The organism is Candidatus Zixiibacteriota bacterium (assembly GCA_020853795.1).
GTDB lineage: Bacteria > Zixibacteria > MSB-5A5 > CAIYYT01 > CAIYYT01 > JADJGC01.
Genome location: JADYYF010000101.1, coordinates 1 through 24206, shown reverse-complemented (window position 1 = coordinate 24206; position 24206 = coordinate 1). Strand labels below are relative to the sequence as shown.

The 24206-nt window shown below is 58.7% G+C and carries 17 protein-coding genes; 8 read left to right on the top strand and 9 right to left on the bottom strand.

The window, feature by feature from the left end:
• Nucleotides 1-5: 5 nt before the first annotated feature.
• The 3 genes from kdpA to IT585_07720 all read right to left on the bottom strand — a co-directional run bounded on the left by kdpA (nt 6) and on the right by IT585_07720 (nt 2362).
• The gene (kdpA, locus tag IT585_07730; GenBank protein ID MCC6963125.1) at nt 6-1697 is read right to left on the bottom strand and encodes a potassium-transporting ATPase subunit KdpA; all 1692 of its coding nucleotides are present in this window, start codon (nt 1695-1697) and stop codon (nt 6-8) included.
• A 9-nt stretch (nt 1698-1706) separates the two neighbouring features.
• A complete protein-coding gene (gene kdpF / locus IT585_07725; GenBank protein MCC6963124.1) occupies nt 1707-1868 on the bottom strand; it encodes a K(+)-transporting ATPase subunit F in 162 nt (53 codons plus the stop codon).
• Between the two features lie 203 nt (nt 1869-2071).
• Nucleotides 2072-2362: a hypothetical protein gene (locus IT585_07720; protein MCC6963123.1), complete on the bottom strand. Its 291-nt coding sequence runs from the start codon at nt 2360-2362 to the stop codon at nt 2072-2074.
• Between the two features lie 87 nt (nt 2363-2449).
• Here IT585_07720 and IT585_07715 point away from each other — a divergent pair, with 87 nt between their 5' ends.
• From IT585_07715 to IT585_07695, 5 genes are all read left to right on the top strand, one after another.
• Entirely contained in the window at nt 2450-2899 is a 450-nt protein-coding gene (locus IT585_07715; protein ID MCC6963122.1) for a transcriptional repressor, read from the top strand.
• A gap of 153 nt (nt 2900-3052) precedes the next feature.
• On the top strand, nt 3053-5197 hold the full coding sequence (katG, locus tag IT585_07710) for a catalase/peroxidase HPI (GenBank protein MCC6963121.1): 2145 nt from the start codon (nt 3053-3055) through the stop codon (nt 5195-5197).
• 157 nt (nt 5198-5354) lie between these two features.
• Nucleotides 5355-5813: a DUF1801 domain-containing protein gene (locus IT585_07705; GenBank protein MCC6963120.1), complete on the top strand. Its 459-nt coding sequence runs from the start codon at nt 5355-5357 to the stop codon at nt 5811-5813.
• 22 nt (nt 5814-5835) lie between these two features.
• Nucleotides 5836-6195 carry a DUF1801 domain-containing protein gene (locus IT585_07700; protein MCC6963119.1) on the top strand — a complete coding sequence of 120 codons (360 nt, stop codon included), beginning with the start codon at nt 5836-5838 and terminating at the stop codon, nt 6193-6195.
• Between the two features lie 159 nt (nt 6196-6354).
• Complete coding sequence (locus IT585_07695; GenBank protein MCC6963118.1) at nt 6355-6918, top strand: hypothetical protein; 564 nt, start codon at nt 6355-6357, stop codon at nt 6916-6918.
• Between the two features lie 48 nt (nt 6919-6966).
• Here IT585_07695 and IT585_07690 read toward each other — a convergent pair whose 3' ends face one another.
• The 5 genes from IT585_07690 to IT585_07670 form a co-directional block, all read right to left on the bottom strand.
• Nucleotides 6967-7521, bottom strand: coding sequence for a DinB family protein (locus tag IT585_07690; protein MCC6963117.1), 555 nt, complete (start codon nt 7519-7521; stop codon nt 6967-6969).
• A gap of 160 nt (nt 7522-7681) precedes the next feature.
• Entirely contained in the window at nt 7682-9076 is a 1395-nt protein-coding gene (locus tag IT585_07685) for a hypothetical protein (protein ID MCC6963116.1), read from the bottom strand.
• Nucleotides 9077-9108: 32 nt separating this feature from the next.
• Nucleotides 9109-10902, bottom strand: a complete 1794-nt coding sequence (locus IT585_07680; GenBank protein ID MCC6963115.1) for a hypothetical protein — start codon at nt 10900-10902, stop codon at nt 9109-9111.
• Between the two features lie 244 nt (nt 10903-11146).
• The gene (locus tag IT585_07675; GenBank protein MCC6963114.1) at nt 11147-11503 is read right to left on the bottom strand and encodes a DUF488 family protein; all 357 of its coding nucleotides are present in this window, start codon (nt 11501-11503) and stop codon (nt 11147-11149) included.
• 90 nt (nt 11504-11593) lie between these two features.
• Nucleotides 11594-13009, bottom strand: a complete 1416-nt coding sequence (locus tag IT585_07670) for an FAD-binding oxidoreductase (GenBank protein MCC6963113.1) — start codon at nt 13007-13009, stop codon at nt 11594-11596.
• A gap of 304 nt (nt 13010-13313) precedes the next feature.
• On the opposite strand from IT585_07670, the gene IT585_07665 reads away from it, so the two are divergent.
• Nucleotides 13314-16169 carry a cation-translocating P-type ATPase gene (locus tag IT585_07665; GenBank protein MCC6963112.1) on the top strand — a complete coding sequence of 952 codons (2856 nt, stop codon included), beginning with the start codon at nt 13314-13316 and terminating at the stop codon, nt 16167-16169.
• A gap of 92 nt (nt 16170-16261) precedes the next feature.
• Here IT585_07665 and IT585_07660 read toward each other — a convergent pair whose 3' ends face one another.
• Nucleotides 16262-18499: a putative Ig domain-containing protein gene (locus IT585_07660; GenBank protein MCC6963111.1), complete on the bottom strand. Its 2238-nt coding sequence runs from the start codon at nt 18497-18499 to the stop codon at nt 16262-16264.
• 355 nt (nt 18500-18854) lie between these two features.
• On the opposite strand from IT585_07660, the gene IT585_07655 reads away from it, so the two are divergent.
• Both IT585_07655 and IT585_07650 read left to right on the top strand, forming a co-directional pair.
• Complete coding sequence (locus tag IT585_07655; protein ID MCC6963110.1) at nt 18855-19349, top strand: DinB family protein; 495 nt, start codon at nt 18855-18857, stop codon at nt 19347-19349.
• A 143-nt stretch (nt 19350-19492) separates the two neighbouring features.
• Nucleotides 19493-24206, top strand: a 4714-nt coding sequence (locus tag IT585_07650) for an RHS repeat protein (GenBank protein MCC6963109.1), incomplete at its 3' end; no start/stop codon positions are given.

Sequence of the window (24206 nt, the reverse complement as noted above, 5' to 3'; positions counted from 1 at the left end):
GCACCTCAGAATGTCTGCCCGGCGTTCATAAGGAAGTGTTCGATCATCGGACCCAGCGCAAGCGCCGGAATGAAAGTCAGGGCGCCGACAATCAGGATGACGCCGACCAGCAGAATGGCGAAGACACTGCCAGTGGTCGAAAACGTCCCGGCTGAAGGCGGTGCAATCCCCTTTTCGCCCATGTAGCCCGCGATCGCCAGTACCGGCAACAGCACCGCGAACCGGCCAATGAGCATTGCGATGCCGATGAGCACATTATAGTAGACGGTGTTGGCGTTCAGGCCGGCAAAGGCGCTGCCGTTGTTGCCCGCGCCGGAAGCGAAGGCGTAAAGAATCTCGCTCAGACCATGCGGTCCGGCATGGGCGAGACTGGAAAGGCCGGGCCGGACCACCGCGGAGATCCCCGATAGGATCAACATCACGGCGCTGGGAGCAACAATCGCCACGATGACCCACTTGACTTCGCGTGCCTCGATTTTCTTGCCAAGGTACTCCGGCGTTCGACCAACCATCAGCCCCGCAAGAAAGACGGTCAGCATGATGAACAGGATCATGCCGTACAGGCCGCAGCCAACACCGCCAAAGATGATCTCGCCGAGCATCATATTGAACATTGCGACGCCGCCGGCGAGCGGCGTCAAACTCGATTGCATGGCGTTGACCGATCCATTCGAAGCCGCAGTCGTGGCGGTTGACCAGAGCACGCTGTTAGTTACACCGAAGCGGACTTCTTTTCCTTCCAAATTGGCGGCAATGCCCAGGGCCTCGTTGCGGTATTGTTCACTCGCGAGCGACACCGTCAGCCCGCCCAAATAGAGCAGGAGCATGACGCCGAAAATCAGCCAACCCTGCTTCTGATTTGCGATGAGCTTTCCATAAGTGTAGGTCAAGGCCGCCGGAATGAGCAGGATGGCCAGCATCTCAAGGAAATTCGAAAAGGGCGTAGGGTTCTCATAGGGCACTGCGCTGTTCGCATTGAAGAATCCGCCGCCGTTTGTGCCAAGCTGTTTGATAGCGATTTGCGAGGCCGCCGGGCCGAGCGGCAAGATCTGCTCCTGTCGCTCAATCGTGGTTACAGGTTGGTAGCTGTCAAAGGACTGCACTACTCCTTGCCCGACCAGCGCCACCGACAGCACGATCGACAACGGCAGGAGGATGTAGACGGTGGTGCGCACCAAGTCCGCCCAGAAATTGCCGACCAGCGCGGTCGACTTGCGCGTGAAGCCCCGCACCAACGCCAGCAGCACCGCAATGGCCGTTGCGGCGGAGACGAAGTTCTGCACGGTGAGGCCGAGCATCTGCGTGAGATAGCTCATCGTCACCTCGCCGCCATAGCCCTGCCAGTTGGTGTTGGTCATGAAACTCACGGCGGTGTTGAATGATGAGTGCCAGGAAACCGCGGGGAGTCCCTGCGGATTGAGCGGCAGCCACTGCTGAGTCATTTGCAGCAGAAAGACCACCAGAAATCCAAAGAAGTTGAAGAGCAGAAGCTGCCAGGCGTAGATCTTCCAAGGCGTGTCTTCGGACGGATTCACGCCGGCCAGGCGGTAGATGCCGCGCTCCAGCCAACCCAAGGGCGCCGAGAGCAGATGCCGGTCCCCGCGCAGCACGCGGGCCATGTAGCTCCCCAACAGCGGCGCAAGCACGATGAGTGCCGCGATGTAAAGGGCGATCTGCATGTAATCATGAGACGTCATACGGCTCCCCTAAGACAACTTGTCCGGGTGAAACAGTGCGTACACGAGATACAACAGCAGCGCTACCGCGACGATGCCGGCCACGACAAATGTCATCCTATTCCTTCCTTGCCAAGAATCAACATCAGCTTGCAGCGTGAGCGCGTCGACCGGCGCCGCGCGGTTGCGCATGTCGTACCTGACTGCTGCAATCGAGCAATGAGTTCAGGACTGCCTGGTCAATAACGGCAGGTGGTGACTGGCTGGTGAGTTAGGAAGTGGGGCCTGAGCGTAAAGAAAATATAAAGGCGGTCGAACGAGCCGTCGCGCGCAGGAGGGTGCTCCGCACGCGCCGCAAACATTCCGAGGAGAGAATAACATCAGGAACGAACGCATCAACGAACGAAAGCGGGTTTGGATCGGGGTGGTACAGATTGAACATGACCGGAGATGGAGCAAGCGCCGCAGTGCAGTCGCAATGCCACGAAGGTCTTCTTGCCCGAACGCGAGTTGAGGTTCGAGAATCCCAGCACTTGGTTGGCGGTCTGAGCTTCAAAGAACTGCAGGGCATCAAAGGGCTCGCCTTCGCCTGCAGTGTTCTCGCGGATATTTCCAGAATTCGTTACAACGATCGGCCGTAATCGCGTGGTACATTTGAGCAGCGCGAGGCCGAGGATGGTTTGCACAGCTGCATTTTGCTCTTGCGGCCCGAGTCACTGGTTCTATATATTCCTAAATAGGAACTATTTGGCAATAAGGCTGTTGCATTGATCATGAGACAGGGTAAGATCGACCAAGTTCAGATGATGGCCCGCTTCGAGACGGTCTGCAAAAACAAGGGACTCCGAGTCACCCATCAGCGCACCGAGATCTTCCGGGCGCTCCTCCAACACGACAATCATCCGACCGTGGAAAACGTATACGAGCAGGTGCGGCAACAACTCAGGACGATTTCGCTGGACACCGTTTACCGGACGATTGCCACTTTCGAGGAGTACGGCCTGGTGCGCAAAGTCTATCACATTGACAACGCCGCCCGCCTCGACGTTAATATCTCTGATCATCACCACCTGGTTTGTAAGCGATGCCACGAGATCGAGGATTTCTATTGGCCGGATTTCGATCGCATGAAGCCGCCGAAGTCGATTTCGCACTGGCAGAAGCTTGAGATCAAGCACGTCGTGATCAGCGGCCTTTGCTCCCGGTGCAAGCCGAAGTCCTGATGGCCGGAATCCTACGCCGCCATGACCGGCGCGTCGCATAATAGGAACTGTTATTAGATAGTATTAATATGAATTACGAATCATACTTGATCACAAGGAGCAGATGTGACTGACCAAAATGCGCACAAGTGTCCGGTAACGGGCGCAACGAACATGCCGGGACGAGGGACCTCGAATCGGGACTGGTGGCCGAACCAGCTGAACCTGAGCATCCTGCATCAGCATTCGCCGAAATCCAATCCAATGGGGGAGAAGTTCAACTATGCTGAAGAATTCAAGAGCCTCGACCTGCAGGCCGTCAAAAAGGACCTCTACGCGCTGATGACCAACTCGCAAGATTGGTGGCCGGCCGATTACGGGCATTATGGCCCGCTCTTCATCCGCATGGCTTGGCACAGTGCGGGCACCTATCGCGTGGGTGACGGTCGCGGCGGCGCCGGTTCCGGCACGCAGCGATTTGCGCCGCTGAATAGCTGGCCCGACAATGCCAACCTCGACAAAGCGCGTCGCTTGCTCTGGCCGATCAAGCAGAAATACGGCAAGAAGCTTTCGTGGGCCGATCTGATGATCCTCGCCGGTAATTGCGCCCTGGAGTCGATGGGCTTCAAGACCTTCGGCTTTGCCGGTGGACGCGAGGACGTCTGGGAACCGGAAGAAGATATTTACTGGGGCGCCGAGACCGAATGGCTGGGCGATAAGCGCTACACCGGTGATCGCGAACTCGACAATCCGCTCGCGGCCGTGCAGATGGGTCTGATCTATGTCAATCCGCAAGGTCCGAATGGCAACCCCGATCCGGTCGCGTCCGGACGGGACGTGCGGGAAACTTTCGCGCGGATGGCGATGAACGACGAGGAGACCGTGGCGCTCGTCGCTGGTGGTCATACTTTCGGCAAGTGTCACGGCGCCGGCGATGCCGCGTTGGTCGGCGCTGAACCCGAAGGCGCCGGCATTGAAGAGCAAGGTCTCGGCTGGAAGAGTCGCTTCGGCAGCGGCAAAGGCGCCGATGCGATCACCAGCGGTCTCGAAGGCGCTTGGAAACCTAACCCAACCAAGTGGGACATGGGCTATCTGAACGTTATGTTCAAATACGATTGGGAATTGGTCAAGAGCCCGGCAGGCGCCTGGCAGTGGCAAGCCAAGGACGTGGCGGAAGAGGACATGGTTGTTGATGCCTTCGATCCTTCGAAGAAGCACCCGCCGATCATGACGACTGCCGATCTTTCCCTACGCTTTGATCCGGCGTACGAACCGATTACCCGGCGTTTTCAGAAAAATCCTAAGGAGTTCGCCGACGCCTTCGCGCGCGCGTGGTTCAAGCTTACCCATCGCGACATGGGACCCAAGTCGCGCTACCTCGGTCCGGAAGTGCCCAAGGAGGATCTTATCTGGCAAGATCCGATCCCGACCGTCGATCATAGTTTGATCACCGCCAAAGACATTGCCGCTCTCAAGAGTAAGATTCTCACTGCGGGGCTATCGGTACCGGAGTTGGTGTCGACGGCCTGGGCATCCGCCTCAACGTTTCGCGGCTCTGACAAGCGCGGCGGCGCAAACGGCGCGCGCATTCGCTTGGCGCCCCAGAAGGACTGGGAAATCAACCAACCGAAGCAACTCGCCAAGGTGCTTCGTGTGCTGGGAGAGATCCAGAAATCCTTCAACGCGAAAGCCGGCAAGAAGAGAGTCGCTCTCGCCGACCTCATCGTCCTGGCAGGTTGTGCGGCTATTGAGCAAGCTGCGAAAGCTGGTGGAAACAGTGTTACCGTTCCGTTTACCCCGGGGCGCATGGATGCTTCACAGAAGCAGACTGACGCAAGTTCTTTCGCCGTGCTCGAACCCAAGGCCGATGGTTTCCGCAATTACCTGCGCGAGGGAGTCCGTGTGCCGGCAGAAGAACTGCTGTTGGATCGGGCGAATCTGCTGACTTTGACCGCTCCGGAGATGACCGTGCTGGTCGGCGGCCTGCGGGTTCTGAATGCCAACTTCGACCACTCGGCTCACGGCGTCTTCACCAAACGCCCGCAGGTTCTGAGCAATGATTTCTTTGTCAATCTCCTTGACATGAATACGGTCTGGCAGAAATCGTCCACTTCCGACAACGTGTACGAAGGTCGGGATTCCAGGAGTGGCGAACTCAAGTGGACGGGAACCCGTGCTGACCTTGTCTTCGGTTCGAATTCCCAACTGCGAGCCATCGCCGAGGTCTATGCTTGCAAGGATGGAGCGAAGAAGTTTGTCCGCGACTTCGTTGCAGCCTGGAACAAGGTCATGAACCTCGATCGCTTCGACCTCGCCTGATTCGCGCCCTCAACCTGATCGGCTGGGAGTCACACCTTCGTGACTCCCAGATTTTTTGCGGGCACGCGGTATTGCGCTCGCAGAACCGTCCAATTATACCGGCTTGACACGATTCTTGATTATCGACTATATTGATCCATTAGCAGGAGAGTGCCCCATGGTCAACAAGATATCCAAGCCGAAACCGAAGGCCGCCAAGACGGCGACGGCAAAGTCACCGGCCCGTCAGACTGCAAAGACCGACGCAACGGCGGTCGCCAAGCTTATCGACCAACGGATTAAAGAACTAGGCGATTGGCGCGGCCGGACGCTCGCGCAGGTGCGCCGAATCATCCGGGCGGCAGACGGGGAGATTGTCGAGGAATGGAAGTGGATGGGGACTCCCGTCTGGTCGCGCGGCGGCAATCTCTGCACCGGCGAAACATATAAGAATGTCGTCAAATTGACATTCGCCAAGGGCGCCTCCCTGAATGATCCGGCCGGTCTGTTCAACTCCAGTCTTGACGGCAAGGTCAGACGCGCCATCGATATCCGTGAAACCGACAAGATTGACGAGGCCGCTTTGACGGCGCTGGTTCGCGCGGCTGTGGCGCTGAACCTCAAACGCGCTCGCTGATCGCTCCCACCGGAGGACAAACATGGTTGAGAAGAAAACGGCCAGGAAGAGTGACGACGAGGCTGAGGTGCTGGCAAAGATCGCCGCCATGCCGGCGCACTATCGCGCCATCGGCGAACGCTTGCACGCGCTGATAAAGCGCAGCGTGCCCGAACTGCTGCCAAAGCTGTGGTACGGGATGCCGGGCTACGCCCAAAATGGTCCGGTCATCTGCTTCTTCCGCGCGGACAAATACATGACCTTCGGCCTCACCGAGAAAGCAAACTTCAAGCGGGCTGAGGGCGCACCGCACCAGCTTATGGAATCCGCGTGGTTCTTCACCGCGCTGGACGAGGCGACAGAGGCCCGGCTGGCCGCGATCGTGCGCCAGGCGGCCGGATAAGCCAGTAAACTGCGCTTCCAACTGACACACTCGAACGACGACGACAATTGTTGTTGCGCGACCGAGGTCAAAGTCCTATGAATGCCCCGGTCAATTGGGTCAGCCACAGCATTGATTCACCAGAGTACGCAAAGCCTGAAGTCATAGGAGGTATCGACTATGGGTTTCCTTGTAACGTTGTGGGCGCCGATTCTGCTCTCGGCAGTCTTCGTCTTTGTGGTCAGTTCGGTGATCCACATGGTGCTCAAGTACCACGCCAATGATATGAAGCAGGTGCCGGATCAGGACACCGTCCAGGCCGCGCTGCGGCCGTTCAACATCCCGCCCGGCGACTACTTCCTGCCCCGGTGCGATTCGATGAAGGATATGAAGACGCCGGAGTTCGAGGCCAAGCTCGCCAAAGGGCCGGTCGTGGTGATGACGGTTCTCAAGAGCGGCTCGATGAACATGGGCTTGAGCCTGTTCCTGTGGTTCCTGTACAGTATCGTGATCAGCATCTTCTCGGCCTATATCGCGTGGCACGCGGTCCAGCCGGGCGGATCGTATCTCAGCGTGTTCCGCTTCGTCGGCTGCTCGGCCTTTATGGGATACTCGCTGGCGTTGCTGCAGAACTCGATCTGGTACGGGCGCAGTTGGTGTTCGGTACTGAAGTCGGTGTTTGACGGCTTGATTTTCGCGCTCGTGACGGCCGGCACGTTTGGCTGGCTGTGGCCGAAGATGTAACCTCGCCGCCAAGAGCTGACCACCGAGCAAATCAGTTCGCTCGCAGCACTACTCGACCAGGGGCAGTTTCGTGCGCCCGACCCAGCGGGGCGCCGAATCAATTTCCTGCCGGAGCAGAAGATTCAATTGCGCTGTATGATGCTGCACGTGACGGAGATTGTAGAGAAGCACTTCCAAGACGGGATAGTCCTGTCGAAAAGTCGTCTGAGAATTTTCAAACAGGCTCTGGTCGCTCAGTGAATTGATGAAAGCGCGGCACCGGTTGCGGCAGTGATTGAGATAGTCAAGCAACTCCGTCTTGGTGTAGACGCGCGGGGGGATCAAGCCGCGGTCGTCGAACTCTTCCTTCCCAAATGGCGCCGGCGGCTGGAAGTCCTCTTCCGCCGTGTTGGACAGGAAGTAATCGGTCCAGAAGAGTACGTGGTAAGCGTTGTACCAGAACTCCGGTTTGTAGGTATCAAGGGTTTTCAGCTCGGTCGCGCCGGCGTTCCAATTTTCCGGATGCGACCACAACTGGTCGGGGCACATTTCCATGGCGTTGGCCAGCATGTCGATTGCTGCGCCGAGCTGGTTCCAAAGTAGCAAAGCAAGTTTGGAGTTCATACGTTCCTGTTCCCGGTTGATCAGTTGACGGGGAAGCAAAGTGGATATCCTTGATCCATAGCTAAAGCAAGATACGACCAGGCCGCTCTCGGCACAATGCCGAAAATTTCCCGGGTGGCCGGGGGTGGCGAGGCCGCCCGGCAAGTGCGCCGGAACCGCGCTACTGGTCTTCGATCACCGGGCCGCGGTCCGCCCCCTGCAGCGTATCGGCCCGCGCGGTTGCGCTTTTCGCCGTCCCCAGTACCGTCGTGCCGCCGCAACTGTGCAAGGTCATCGCCTTGGTGATCGTGCGGGCGCCGGCGTAGGAGCCGGAGTAGATGCGCAGATGCCCGCCGGTCGGGACATTGGTCGTGCCTTCCGTGATCGTGTTGAACGGATTCCCGCTGCTGCCGTCCTCGAAACCGGACGCCGTCAACTTGACGTAACGCGACTGCGACAGGCTGTGGCCCATATCCTGGAAAATCCCGAGACAGATCAAGTCGGGCGTGTGAATAATCGGTTCATCGTACTCCGGCGTAATCAGCTCCCAGACCGACTCGCTGAAGGTGGCCTCATCGATATGGCTGATGCTCGAGCCGCCGTCCCAGGGCGTCGGCGCGTAGATCGGCAGGCGGAAGGTGCCGCCGAAGTCGTGCGTGTACGCATACTTGGCGATCGCGCCGTTCCAGAAAACGTTATGTCCCGTCACTACTGATGGTGAAACCGGCTTGTTGATCAGCAACGTGCCGGAGCTGTCGACCAGGTAGCGATCATAAATGACGGGGTAGAGCGTACCGTCATAGTCGAGGCCCCAGGTGCCGGTGCTCTTGAAGGAGGCGACCATGCCGAAGCCGTGGCACATCTCGTGCAGCGTCACCATCATGAAATCAACATCATTCCCGGGGTTGGCATCATTGCCGTAATACCAGTCGATGCTCCCGAGCACATAGGAGTTGTCGACATCGCTGTTGTAATCGACGGCGATCTCCGCGCGATCGGGGTCGATATCGACACCGCCGACGATTTCCGCAAGCGCCGATGGGTACCAGGTTTGCGCGACCGGGGCATTGACTGGTTCGTAGCGCCACTGTTCTGGACCGCTGGATGCGAGCGTGGCGCTGCCCGGACCGCCGCCACGCGGCGTCATGCTGGCGGCGATGGTGATTGTTGCCGGGCCCTGCAAATACGATGCCCAGATTGCCAATGCCTGCGAGAAAGCACTGCGTCGCGCCGAACCGAGCGTGGCATCATAGAAGCCTTCGCCGGTGCTATCCTGATAGTCAATGGAGATGGTGATATTTCCGCCGACTTTGACGGCATCGGGTAGGTTGTTCTCATTGATGCCCTTGCCGTGGAATTCCGAATAGGTGGGGAGCGTCATCGGCGGCGGCAATTCCAGCGGCTCGCGATTCGGATTGTACACGTAGATGTCCACCGGATGATCCAGGTTCCAGAGCTGCGCCGTGAATAGCCGCTTGTCGCTTGATTGAGCCAGCGACACCGCGGCCAGCATCAGCGCCAGCGCGGCTGCGAGCACAGTCCAGCGCCGGTTACGATTCAGGTGAGAGAGTTTCATAATCATTCTTCAACTTTCTTCCCGCATCGCCGTCACTGGAGCGAGACCAGGATGAGGACCAGTCCGGTGCCGGAATCCAGCGCCGACATCGCCTTGCCGATCACGGCGCCGTAAGCGCGAGATCGATCGGAGGCGACCATGGCATGCCCGGCTGTGGGTGACGTTGTCAGCAAATCGCCGGGTTTGATGGCGCCGAAGCCGGCATCCGCCAGACAGTAGACGCGGCCGCTGATGGCGACCTTCTGGCCACCCGCGTTGACGCCTTTCTGCGACAGCGTGATGCCGGGGTTAATGCCGCCTGCGCCGCTCACCACACCGGCGACGCGCGCGTCGTAGGGCGAGGAGGCCAATTTCAGTCGGCCGGGATTGTCTTCATCGATGACGACCAACGCTCCGGGCGAAATTGCGTCTGCCCCGGAGATTTCGAACGGCTCGGCGACATCGCTGCCGCCGGTGAGTTCCAGCTCCGGACATATGGCGCGCCCGTCGTCAGTTACACGGAAAACCGCGGTCGAGACATCGCCGGCATCGATCCAGACGCAGCGGAAGATATCGCCGGTGCCTTTCTGGGCGGCAACCAAAGCGGGATAGCTCGAATTGACGTAGCAGTACGCAGCGGTCCCGTTAGTGCTGGTATTTTCGGCGTAGATCGTAGAACCGCTATAGGTGCTGCTGGCGCCTTTGACGTACAACCGGTGACTGCCGGGCGTTGTCATGCCGATGCCGACATTGCCGTTTTCCAGCCAGGTCATCGCTTCAACCGAGCCGCCGGTACTGTAGAGCGACAAGGCGCCTTCGGCGAAATTCGCGGCGGAATAGAGGTCCTGCCGCAGGTGCCAGGTGTTGGCCGGCGTCTGAATTCGCAAGCCGGTTTGGCCCCAGGTGGTGGCGTCGGAGTTTTGAATCTTGAACCAGCACGCGCCGCCGGCGGTGGTATTCTCTATGTGCAGTTTGTCATCGACCGACATCGTGCCGATCCCGACGCGCTTGTTGGTATTGTCGAATTTCACCCAGTTGCCGTCGACCGGATGACCGATGAATACGTTCCCGCGCGTGTTGAAGTAAACGCCATTGCATTCAAGATGCAGATTGCCGCTAAGCCCGCGGACGTAGGTCGTATCGTTGCCGAAGTAGATATACCCCGATGGATAGATGCCGATATCGCCGCCGACATTCAGCTTGCCCAAGCGCGAGGCGGTATTGATGGCTATCGTATCGGCCGCTGAAGTGAGACCAACCACGTTGCCGCCGTCGGTCCAGCCGCTGAGGTTGCTGCCGACCTCGTCGGCGCCGGCGTCCCAGGCCGAACCGGTCCACTTAATGACCTCGCCCGCAGCGGCGCCGTTCTGACTAAGGTCGACGAATTGAATTGTGCCGTTGAGAATCTTGGCGCTGGTGATGGCATTATCGACGACGGCTTTGGCGACCGCCGCCGAGTCGGTGCGCTGCGACTTGAAAGCATAGGTCGACGACACGATCGGCAACGCCTGCATCATCACGGCGCCGTCGCCGATCTTGATCCCCAACCAGCGTTCCTTGCCTTCAAACTGCGCCATGAGATTCGGGTTGATCGAGCCGAGCAAGACGGTGAAGAGACCGTTGGTGATCTTGACCGCGGGGTGGGTCTCCTCCCAGAGCTGAGCGGTTCCGAGCGAATCCTCGTAAAGGACGAAGGTGATGTTGGTGACCGAATCGACCGGTTGTCCGAGATCGTTGGTGAGCCGCCCCTGATAACTGATGCGCGACGGAACGTCGGCATAAACCGCAGCGCTCGCCGCGGCCAGCACGATCGCTATCGCCGCGATCGCGAGCACACGTGCTTTCATGAGAAAAACCTCCCTGAGTGCTAATGATGACTTTGCGCGCCAATGCGGGAAGCGGAATCGCGGTTGTGATTGGCCAAGCGGATTAATTGGGTTCTATGAGCGGTATAGCACCGCCGGGGCGGATTGTCAAGAATAAATCGTGGAGTACAAACGCTATAAACCGTTGCCGGCAGACGATGGCAAGGCTCCAGCGAGTGCGGCCGGCGCTGTTCTCGATCTTGGGGGCCGCGGACGACGGGGCAGTTCAGGATGCCGCGTATTTCTTGATCGCTTCCATCAGGACGATCGCGTGATTCTGGTCGGGGTCGGCCGCGGCGTACAAGAGCGTGACTTCCCCAGTGCGCGCCCGGGCAGCAAGCTCACGCAAGTGGTCCGACTGCGCTTTCAGTTCAGCCAGATAGCGCTGGCGAAATTCCGCCCAGTGACTGCGATCGGCATGATACCACTGCCGCAGTTCGTTGGAGGGCGCCAAATCCTTGGCCCATTCGTCGAGCCCGGCGCGATCCTTGCTGATACCGCGCGGCCAGAGTCGGTCAACCAGCACCCGGTAGCCGTCGCGAGGATCTGGAGCATCGTAGACTCGTTTCAGTCTAATTGACATACGCACAAATATTGTACGAAGCGCATCGCGGCGGCTCAGTCGAAATTGTGTCGCGACCGGGGCAGTTGACCCCGGTCGCGTGAACGGTCTTTATGCCGGATGGATGTTGCGATTGGTGCGGAAGAGGTTGTGCGGATCCCAGGTCTTCTTGATCGCACCCAGGCGTTGCAGTCCCTGACGCAGCGCATCCTTCGTGCGCTCGGGGCCGTCGTCAGCGGTGAGGAAGTTCAGATACGTGCCGCCGGTAGAAAACGATTTCATGTCGTTCCAGGCCGCGCGCGCCCATGCGACATTAGCCTGATCTGCCTCCGGATGTTCCCACGACCCGGCGATGTTCAGCACGAAACGCGCGTCGCGGTTGCCGACCGCCGAGTGGTCGTTGGGCAGTTCGTTCAAGGCGCCGCCGAGCTGGAAGAAGATCACCGCCGAGTGCGGTGAGACAATCTTGGCGGCATGCGCCATGAACTTGTCGGTAAGTTCCGGTCTAATCTCGGCCAGGTACTCGCTCTTCCAGTAGTAGCGCCGACCTTTCGGCTGGGTGGCATCCAGCAGCGATTGCAATTGCGTATATGGGCGGCGCACGAGGATGTCACCGATCGGTTTGCCGAACGATTTGATCGGTGCGACCGCTTTTTCGGCGTCCTCAAGCTTGCCGCTATGGCAGGCCATCATCGCCACAATCGGCTTGCCGTGCATCTCCTTCGGCAGCCATGGCGCCGGCGGCGCCGGACGCATCATCGCTACCAGGGTCATCTCTCGCGGCGCGGATGCCGCAAGGTCGCGGAAGAACGCCAGCACCTTGGGCGCATCCTCTGCCGGCCAAGCCACTACGCCGCCGACAATCTCCGGACCGACGGGATACAGCTTGTAGTCAATTCCCGTGACGACGCCGAAGTTGCCGCCGCCGCCACACAGTCCCCAGAAGAGGTCGGGGTTTTCGGTCCGGCTGGCGCGCACCAGTCGGCCGTCCGCCGTGACCAATTCCATCGCCAGGACATTGTCCGTGGTGTAGCCCCAGCGGCGGGTCAGATAACCGAAGCCGCCTCCGAGGGTCAATCCGGTCACGCCAGTCAGTGAGACAAAACCGAGGACGGCCGCCAGACCATGCAATTGCGTCTCGCGGTCGACGTCACCCAGCAGGCAACCCGCCTGTGCGCGCGCCACGCGCTGCTGGGGATCGACCCAAACGCCGCGCATGAGCGACATATCAAGCATCATCGCACCGTCGGCCGTGGCCAATCCGGCGATGTTGTGCCCGCCGCCCTTGATACAAAGGAGCAGATCATGTTCGCACGCGAAGTTGACACACGCGATCACGTCGGCCACGCCGAGACAGCGCACGACCAGGGCCGGATGTTTGTCGATCATGCCGTTCCAGACTGTGCGCGATTCTTCGTAGCGTGCATCTCCCGCGGTGAAAATCGGCCCCTTGATGCGCGACCTCAGCATATCGAGCGCGTCCTGCTTCAGTTCGATCGCGCGATTCGCCATCGTCTGTACTACCATAAGTCAAATTCCTTTCCTGTCGGAAGCCGCTGATCACATGAAAAGCCACAACTGGTCTTGGCGAAAACGCTCCGGCCTCCCACCGCTGGAGATGGTTGACACCGGCAGTGAGTGCTGGCAATGCTATTGTATATCTCATAGGTCGATTTTGTTTCAAAAAAGTCGCATCTGACGGAATTGAAGAACTTGCAGAGATCCACACGGACGCAGGCGAGTTTGGATTAACTAAGATTAACGCGGAGAACTGCTTGCGATGCGATTTTCCCTGCAATTGTGTTTCATGCAACGCCAGCCTTGTTGTACTATGAGGCGGTGGACAAGAAAATATGAGATTGCCGTGACAAACCCAAGCGAGACTTCCCTCTTCGCCGACTCATCACTGCGTGAGGCTGGTGAGATTGCGGCAGCGCTCGGCGTCGATCCCGAGCACGGGCTGACTAATGCCGAGGCAGCTGAACGCCTGCGGCGCGACGGCCGAAATGAACTTATCAGCTCCCCACCGGTTCCGGCGTGGCGCAAGTTCCTGCACCAGTTCCGCGATCCCCTGGTTTATCTGCTTCTGGCCGCCATTGCGATCTCGGCGATTGCCTGGGCGCTTGAGGGTGCCCACGGTGTCCCGATCGATGCGCTCGTCATCCTGACTATCGTTGCAGCGAACGCCGTGTTGGGCTATCTGCAGGAGGCGCGCGCCGAGGATGCCGTTGCGGCCCTGGCGAATTTGACCGCCGCCACCTCCGCGGTGCTGCGCGAGGATCAGGTCGAACGAATCCACACTGACGAATTAGTCAAGGGCGACATCCTGGTTCTTAACGAAGGCGACAGTGTCGGCGCCGACGCGCGTTTGGTGCGCGCAATCAATTTGCGGGTCGCCGAGGCGTCCCTCACCGGCGAGAGCGAATCGGTGACCAAGCGCACGGCGAAGCTGGCAAAGCGCGCGGCGCTGGCGGATCGCGACAACATGGTCTTCAAAGGCACGGCCGTCACGCAAGGGGTCGGGCGCGCGATCGTCACCGCCACCGGCATGGACACGGAAATGGGCAAGATCGCCCGGCTGCTGCAGACGACGCGGGAAGACCCGACGCCGCTGCAGCGCGAAATCGAGCGGCTCGGCAAACGGCTGGGGATAGCGGTGATCGCCATTGCCGTCATTGTGGTCGCGACAATTGTCCTGGTGTTCGGCGTCAAGACGCCCGCGGCTGCGGTGGGGGTGCTCATGCTCGGCGTCTCGCTCGCCGTCGCCGCCGTGCCGGAGGGGCTGCCGGCGATCCTGTCGGTCGTGCTGGCGCTCGGCGTTCAACGGATGGCGGCGCGCAAGGCCATTGTCAAAAAACTCTCGTCGGTCGAGACGCTCGGCTCGGCGTCGGTGATTTGCTCCGACAAGACCGGGACTCTGACCAAAAGCGAAATGACAATTGAACGGATCGTCACCGTTTCCGGCGAAGTCTCTTTGACCGGCGTCGGCTACCACCCCCAAGGTGAAGCCGTTACAGTCAGCGGTGCGGCGATCGATCCGAAGCTGCTCATGGAGGCGCGGTTGGTACTGAGCGGTGGGAGTCTGGCGGGCAATGCCTCCCTGCGCGAGCGCGACGGCGATTGGGAGATTCAGGGCGACCCGACCGAAGCGGCATTTCTGGTAGCGGCGCACAAGCTTGAGGGTACCCGCGCGCACACGGCGCAATTTGAACGGCGCGGCGAAATTCCGTTTACGTCGGAACGCAAGTTGATGTCCACGCTGCAACACGACGGCAAGACCGGGCGTGTTTCGCTGGTTTCGAAAGGTGCGCCCGACGTACTCCTGCGGCGCTGCACGGCGGTGCGAGTTGGTGAGGACGTCGTTCCGCTCGATGAGAAGCTTCGCACCGCGGCGCTCGCCGCAGTGGAGCGGCTGTCGGCCCAGGCGCTGCGGACGCTCGGTGTCGCCTACCGGCGCGTCGAGGATCCGGCAGTCGCCAACGGCGCCGGTCCGCTCACGGATTCGCTGGAGACGGAACTGATTTATCTGGGCGTCGTCGGCATCATCGATCCGCCGCGTCCGGAAGCCGCCGTCGCCGTCCGCGAGGCGCAGCGTGCCGGCATTCGCGTCCTGATGATCACCGGCGACCATCCGGTAACAGCGGCACGGATCGCCGGTGATCTCGGCATCGTCGTGCCCGGTGCGCGCGTGCTGACCGGCATCGAACTGGACGAATTGGACGAGAGCGCCTGGCGCGCGGCCGTGCGCTCGACTTCGGTGTACGCCCGCGTAGCACCGGAGCACAAGCTGAGAATTGTCGATGCGCTGCAGGCCGACGGCAACATCGTTGCCATGACCGGCGACGGCGTCAATGATGCGCCTGCACTCAAGTCGGCCGACATCGGCGTTGCCATGGGGATCACCGGCACCGAGGTGACCAAGGAGGCGGGCAAGTTGATTCTCGCGGACGACAACTTCGCGACGATTGTGGCGGCCGTCCGCGAAGGCCGGATCATCTTCGACAATATCAAGAAATTCCTGCGCTATCTTCTGGGTTCGAACATGGGGGAAGTCCTGACGGTATTTCTCGGCGTCGTGCTCTCGGGCATCATCGGGCTGGCCTCGGAGTCCGGCGGCTTCTTGCTGCCGCTGCTGGCGACGCAGATCCTCTGGATCAACTTGATTACCGATTCGGCGCCCGCGTTGGCGCTGGGAGTCGACCCTGAGACCGAAGACGTGATGGCGCGGCCGCCGCGCCGACTCGACGCACGCGTGATTGACGGCCGGATGTGGGTGGAGGTGCTGACGACGGGGCTGGTCATGGCAGTCGCAACGCTATTGACGATTGACCTCTATCTGCCCGGAGGAGTGATCGCCGGCATCGGGCCGCTGGAGGTGGCGCGGACCGCCGGATTTACGGTGCTGGTGCTAGCCCAGCTCTTCAACGTCTTCAACGCGCGCTCGGCGACGCTGAGCGCTTTTCAGGGAATGTTCGTCAATCGCTGGCTTCTGGGAGCAGTGCTACTCGGTCTGCTGTTGCAGCTTGCCGTCGTGCACCTGCCGTTTCTGAATGCGGCGTTCGGCACTGCGCCGCTGACGGCGGGGCAGTGGCTGGTCTGCGCGCTGATGGCCTCATCGGTGCTCTGGATCAGCGAGCTGCGTAAGTTGATCCTCCGTTGCATGCGCGGGACGGACGCCACAGCATGATGGAATCCGGTATCACAAGATTGCCTGCTATAAACGAAAACCGGGAGCCGCTGGCGACTCCCGGTTTCTAATTCACGTCAGCGACTTATCCCTTAGCAGGGCGCCGGTCCGCCGGAGAAGATGTAATTGATCAGGTAGACCGCATCGGAGATGTTGACCGCACCGCTGCAATCCGGGTCGCCGGCCGCCAAGGGTGTGGGTGCCGGTCCGCCGGAGAAGATGTAATTGATCAAGTAGACTGCGTCGGAGATGTTGACCGCGCCGCTGCCGTCGGCATCGCCGGAGACGTACAACTGCGGCGCGATATAAAAGGTCAGTGTTTTGGTATCGGAGCCGCCGCTGATGCCAGTGGCTTTGATCGAGACCGCAACCGCGCCGGTGTCGGTCGGTGTGCCGCTGATCACGCCGGTCGCCGTATTCAACGTCAGTCCAGCCGGAAGACTTCCCGACATGAGCTGGAACGTGTACGGCTTGGTCCCGCCGCGGACGATCAGCGAGTCGGCATAGGCCGTCCCCTCGCTGCCGGCCCGGAGCGTGTCATAGATGATGTGCACGGCATACGATTCGGTCGAGGTCGATTTCAAGATCCAATCGTTGCGGTCGATCACGACCGAGGTCGGCGGCATATTGGTGCCGACCAGGTCGAAGATATAGTCCTGGTCGCGCTGCGTGTTCGGCACGGCGAAGTCGTGATAGGTGCCGTTATACACCGAGATATCGACGTTGGGCATATTGAACACCGTCGGATTGGTGCTCTGATTCTGCCGCACGTGCACGTAGACGCGGTACGAATTGGCCGAGGTCTGGTCGTAAGCGAACGACATGGTATAGCGCGGATAATAGGTGCCGTAAATCCAGTTGTCGAAGAAGGGATGCAGGTTCATGCCGGTGACTTCCTCGCACAGGTCGCGGAAATTCTCCGTCGATACGTCTTTCCACTTGTAGCGCGGATCGTCATAGTAGGTCTGCAGGATGTCGAAGAAATTCGCGTCGCCGACGACATGCCGCAGCATGTGCAGGACCCACGCACCTTTGTCATAGACGCGGCTGGAGAAGATCGACCAGACATCGGTGGTATCAGTGCAGTAGATCGTGCCGCCGGAGGTGTAGCGCATGCCGTTCATGTAGCTGCGCAGATCGGCAAAACTGCCGGTCGACTCGAACCAGAGCGCCTCGACGTAGCTGGCGAATCCCTCATTCATCCAGATATGGTGCCAGTCGCGGCAGGTGATCATATCGCCCCACCACTGATGGCCCATTTCGTGCACAATGATTGACTGCGAGTAGTTGTTGTTGATGATCGAAGTATTGGTCTGATGTTCCATGGCGCCGCCCCAGTTGAACATCGACATCGCGTACTTCTCATTGATGAAGGGATAGAGCCCGAACAGCCGCGAGAGCGTATCGAGCATGGATACTGTTGGTGCATAGCCGGATTGTGCGGCCGCCAACTGCGAAGGATAGACCCAGAAGTCGACCGGCATCGAATCATTGACATCGTAGTGGAACCAGTTGCGCCAGTGCGAGTAGTTCGACATCGCCAGGCTCACCAGGTAGGTCGCGATCGGATACCGCGCCTTCCAGTACGTCTGCCGCGTGCCGTTGCCGAGGTCGATGTTGCCGACCATCGTGCCGTTGGAACTGCAGAACAGGTTGCTGGGATAGGTGATGATGATGTCCACCGAGTCGGCCTTGTCGTCCGGATGATCCTTGCACGGCCACCACGTGCGCGCCAGGTATGGCTCCGAGAGAGTGGAAATCACCGGATTGCCGCCGTAGCTGTCGAAGGAGAATGCCTGGAAGCCGCCTTCGATCGGATGGCCGTTGTAGTAGGTTACGACGGTGAATAATTGTCCCGAATCCACCGGCGTCGGCAGAAACGCCTTGACCACATTGCCGTTGCGCGTAAATGTTGCGACCGCGCCGTCGACACGGATCGAATCCACCGTCATGTTGGAGTAGAGGTCGATCTCGCAGAAAGTGACGCTGTCCTGAGTTGCCGCCGACTGCATATCGACGCGCGCCGTGATGATTTCGGTCGTGGTATTGACGCTCATGTCGATGCGGTAGAACTTGACATCATATTGATACTGCGTCGGAAGCGCGCCGCGGTCACCAAGTTGTTGAAGTAACTCGCGCGACTTCAGAAGTCCACGGGCCTTCCCCTGCCGCTCGAGTTCGTGAGCCTCGCGTGATTCTCGAATCGCCTGCTCGATCGGAATCTTCTCGAAATCAGCTGCTGATACGGAAGCGAATAGAGTTAGAAGAACGAGTGAAGCAACGGCGACAAAACTCGCCTTATTGATTCTCCGCCATAAAGTTGCGGGCACACTTTCCTCCGATCTTGTTGTCGAACCGGCGAAGTCCGGGCTCAGGGAACACTTTGTTTTCATCTAGTTGTGGTCGAGTTGAGACCAAGTCAGGGCAATCCAAAACGAGAGTAATTCTGTCGCCGCAGCGGTAGCTCGGGCGGCGAACTGTTAATATTGAGTAATATACCGATTCTCGTCAGTTAGTCAAGCGGGGGCTTGGGGCAGGCCGGTGCTCGGCCTTTCAACTCCGGTGGCAAGCTATGGAGCTGCAAATGCTTACAATGAAATCCGCCGAATGCGATTGACAGAGCACCCGATTCACGCATAACAATGAAGCAAAGAACGCAGAAAGGATGATTCGATGGATGACCAGTTGAAGCGAGTCCTATGGAGGCAATCTGGCGCCGCCGTCGCCATGCTGGAGAACGCCGTCCACCGCTGCCCGGAAGATGTCTGGCGGGGCAAGGGCGGGGATTTCTTTGACTTCTGGTATTTGGCGTCGCACACGGCGTTCTGGCTCGACTACTATCTGGCCGAGTCGACCGAGAGTCTTGCGCCGCCGCCGCCGTTCGACTTGGAGGAACTCGATCCGACCGGCGCCCTGCCACCGCGCGTTTACACTCAGGCAGAACTACTCGAGTTATTGCGGTACGGGCGCGAACGCTGCCACGCGTTTATCCAGTTCCTGACTCCGGAAACGCTCGATCAAGACTGCGGTGCACGGCGCCCGGGTTTGACCAATCTTGAGTTGTTGCTCTACACAATGCGCCACGTACAGCATCACGCCGCGCAGCTCAATCTCATGCTGCGTCAGCGAATCGACTCGGCGCCGAGTTGGGTGGGGTTTACCAAGGCGAGAATCGATTAATTCGTGAAAATTGGGGCGAGGGGTAGAAAATTTTGGAGAAATCGGTTGACAAGAAACTGGATTAGATAGTTGATTTTGGCACCGGCGATTCACCGGCATAAGAAAGGTGGCACAGAGGAAAGTGGCTTTCAAAGGAGGTTGCCATGAATTCACGCACATCGTTGCTCATCGTTCTCGTTACACTTGTTCTGGGTTGGTCGGAACGAGCATGGCCCGACGACGATGACAACCGGCTTCAAAACATCGCTGATGCGGCCGGCCAGTTTAATGAACGCGGGTATCTCAAGTCCAATTCTTTCAGCCTTTCCGGCAATGAGGTAATCGGAGATTTCGCCGGAAACCTCATCTACACCCAGCGGCTTCTCTATCTTCCCGTGAGCGAGAACGGCCTGCACTGCGACCTGAAGCTTGCTTACAACGGAAACGTGGGACACACGGCTTTTGGCGCTCGCCAGGGACTCAACGGGATCATGCAAACACCCATCAATCTTCCGGAGTGGATACTCTCCGTCAATGGAATTGGTGTGCAAACTTTCAACTTTGAGAACGAACTCGTAACCTGGCGGAATGACACGAGTTCCACGGCGGATGCGTCGTACACCGACGACATAGCTGCGCACGTCGAAGGATATCACAAGTGCTACAGGGTACGCAAAGCGGCGAACGGCGCAACAAATGGTGTGATCAGCATCCTGTTAGAAGATGGGAGCATCAAAGAGCTCTACAGTATGGACATCGGCATTGAAGGACCAGCCTTCATGATCGGAGGCGAGTACAGCACATGCTCGAAGGACGACCCGGATCGTGGTTACTTGTGGAGCAGCTCTGATTCACTTCACGGCTTCTTCACGCTGTTTCGATCAGACGGAACGCAAGTTCTCTTTCAGATTTTCCAGCCGATCTACAAGACCGATCTCGATTGTGATGCCAGCTTCCCCAAGGGACGCGCCGACTATCCGCGAATTCTTCTGCCGGTGGAATTCCGCGACCAAATGGGTCACGCGGTCGAACTGCATTATAGCTTCATGCACGCGGGAATGACCGTGCTGGGCCGACCTTTCCTTGATTCCATCGGAGAGGTGGCTCTGGATTGGGACGATTGGAATCCGGGCACGACCGGCGGATTCGCGGTTGTCTACCGGGGAGTCACCTACTACCGACTCTACTACGCGGACGGTGTGCATTCGCCGCACTCTTCCGGCAGGGGTGTGAGCTGGATACCCACCTCTCGGGCCAATCGCGGACTGGTATGGTGGATTCGCGATTCTGAGAATCGCAGCACCGAATTCAGCTATCGGACGTATCAGAGGACTTTCGCCAATCTGAATTTTGCCGACGTCCTTCGGCACTTCAACGTGTGTAACGCCTCAGGCAAGGATGCAGGCGCATCCTACCAAATGCGGCCCTGGCGCCTGTGGGCGATCCACTATCCCGATGGCGGACATAAGAAGTTCTCATATATCCATGATGAGGCGACCGCCTGGGGGAATGATCATATCTACACCCCTACCGACACGATCACGGTCAGTTACGATCACACTGACGACTGTCTGAACGGTCTCACTCCGCTTTTCCCTTGTCGCAAGTCCTCATTCTTCGACCAGATTGGACGTGATCCCTTCTTCCTGAACATGGTTGTGGCGGCACGTGAGTTCTTGACGAATGGTCAGTTGGTGAACACAGACTCTCTGGACTACACCTGGAATGGAGGCGCAGACGATGACTACTGCATTGTGACCGGAGACATTTTCACTACTGAGCGCTGGTTCAGTCAGGACACCCTCTGGACTGATTATCGAACTGAGTATCAACAGCTGAAACACCGCCGTCTCGAGTACCATTACTTCCCCGAAAACGGCCTGTTCAGCAAGAACTCGCGGGATCGAGGTTGGTCGCTCAAGATGACTAAGTCCGTGGATAACGATTGGGGTCGTGCGCTAGAGCCGATCATCACCAAGCGCTATGCTTGGGATATCGACTGCAGTGGCAATGTCTGTACCGGGACGTTCCAGCTTGATACCCTGCGCACCAGCCATTCCGAAGAGCATTTTACTGAAACGTATGAATACGAGTGGCTTGGTGATCCCGGCGACGTCACCGTCAACAACATCATTCGCAAGACGGTCACGGATCCATGGGGAATTCGGTCCGAGACTTACTTCAGCCCCGACTACATGAATCTGACCAATCCAGCAACCGCCTACTACAATGGCTCGATTGTGGACAGTGTTCGTACCGTCCGTGATCTCGACGATCGCTTGCTGACGAAGGCTGCCACCCAGTACTATGGGCCGAATGCGGAACTCGGGTACAACGGCCAGGTATTCCGCGCAGTTAATTATCTGATCGATGACTCAGGCGTCATTGTCGATTCTACTGTCACAGCTTATGCATACCTCAAAGGTGGCAGCAGCTCTTCACAATTTCAGGGCGGGACCAAGTGGATCGTGAACCCGAACCAGGACACGACGTTCTTCGTCTTTCCATCCTCGACCGAGACCGTTACACGATACCGACTGGCCGACGACGGTACTCTGGACACTATCTCGGTCCCGGAGACCTTTGTCGACGCCGGTCCATTTTGGTTCAAGTCGGAGCGGCGTGCCAATGGGACAAGTCTCTGCGTTTACCAAAAGGTCGACGATCAAGGAAGGTTGCTTTGGACGGTCGAGCCGAACGGCTATCAATCCGAAATTGCGTACGACAATCTTGGTCGAGCAACAGCAATTACACTTCCCGGTGGATATGTCCCTGCCGAATTCTCGAATGACACGGCATGGTCAATGAAACTCGCTTATGATGATGAACATGCGGTCGATCCGGTCAACGTCCAGCAATCGATGCGTGTCGCAAGAGATGAACCAGAACAGCGCACCAAAGCCTGGTTCGACGGCCTGTCACGCGCGACCCTGTCCGAGAGTCTCGGCGCCGACGGATCAAGCGACAGTGTCGTCACGGAACATGACTACGCCGGTCGCGTCTGCGCGGTGCGGGATCAGTTGGGGCATATCACCACATCGGCCTACGATTTCCTCGACCGTCCGGTCAGCACTCACTTCCCCGATCCCGCGCATTCTTCCGATTCGGTCAAGTATTCGGTATCCAATGCAGCGACCGTCGGCCTGACAACGCTGTTCAGCTTTCCCGAAGACATAGTCTTTATCAAGGAGTGCCTCGACGAGAACGGGCATGTTGTCCGCGAAGTCACCGATGTCCGGGGCAAGCTGCGCTTGCGCCAAAGCTATGACAGCACCAATGCGATCGTAACCTACTTCGACTACGATGATTTGGGGAATTTGACGCGGGTCATCAAACCGAACGGCGATGAAGTCCGCTACAAGTACAATTCATTCGGGCAGCTGATTGAAGAAGAGGCGGCCGACCTGCTCGACAGTTCCGGAACCGGCAATTACGGTCGCATCACTTACGAGTATGACAAAAACGGCAACCTGATCCGGAAACAGGATGCGACGCTGCGCGCCGGCTCGAGTTCGTACACCGAGAAAATCTACTACGATTACGACGCGCTTGATCGGATCACGGCGAGTGGTCTCGAGGCGAGTCAGGGCTCACAGTCGTCTAAGACACCGGTATCGCGCTACTTCTATGATCAGCTAGCGTCCGAGTTGTCTGTTGGGCGACTGTCGCTTGTTTTCACGTCTGATCTCAGTTCTCGCAGCAACTACGCCGAGCGCTATCACTACGACGGCCGCGGCCGAGTCAAACGGCAGGTCAACTACTTCCAGGCCGTACTGGATTCGACTTATGTAACTGGTACCGGTTGGGTCTATTCGTGTCACGGCGACAGCATGGTCGTGCGCTACACCTATGATTGGGCGGACCAGCTTCGCTCCATCACCTATGCGGACGGTTCGATCGTACGATACGACTACGATGAACGCGGTCGACTCACCAAGGTTGGCGGTGCCGAGCCAGGCGAAGTGGATCGCTATGCCCGCCTGACCCACACGCGACGCGACGAACTTGAGAGCATGGAAATCGGTGGCGCCATCCAGCACCTGGATTACGCCTATAACGAGCGCGGATGGTTGCAGTCGATCAATGACGGAGTCTCGGGGGGGGCTGCTCCCGATGACTTGTTCGGCCAGCGGCTCTACTATTATGATCATCCGTACTCCCAGATGCCGTGGCCGGCGCAGTACAACGGCAATGTCTTCTGCCAGAAACTCTCGATCGCCGGTGATGAGAAACGATTTGCTCACCGCTACGACAAGAGCGATCGCCTGCGCGAGTCTCTAATTGAAGCCTTCGAGTTCGAGTCGTTCAACTACGACGGCAACGGCAACATCACTTTCGCCTCGAAGTTCACGACCGAGGGCACAATCGCCAAGGACTATCGCTACGCCGCGGGCACCAATAAACTCACCGTCGCCGATCGCCAGCACTGGCTGGTCGACGATACACTCACCTATGACCACAACGGCAACGTCATCCGCCACTCGGGGAAGAAGGCGCGATTCTACTTTGATATCCTGAACCGACTCGTGAAGACCGAGATTAGCGGTAGCTGGGGAGTCGACACGGTCTGGTACGGCTATAGTGCCGGCGGTGAGCGGATCTACAAGGAGTACTTCTATCACTTCCGCCGTGAGTGTAGTGGCGAGCGATCAGGCGAGGAGCGTTCACGCGGCCCGGGCGAAGGCGATTCCACCTCGCTTTGGTGCACCGACACGGCACGAACCTTCACCTACTATGTCCTCGGCCAGGGTAAGGTTCTTGCGGAACAGACGTCGCCGGCTCCTTCCGGCGCTGCCCGCAGGTTTATCTATGCCGGCGGGACTCGGATTGCCATGCGTGACGCCTCCGGCAAGCTGCACTATTATCTGAGTGACCACC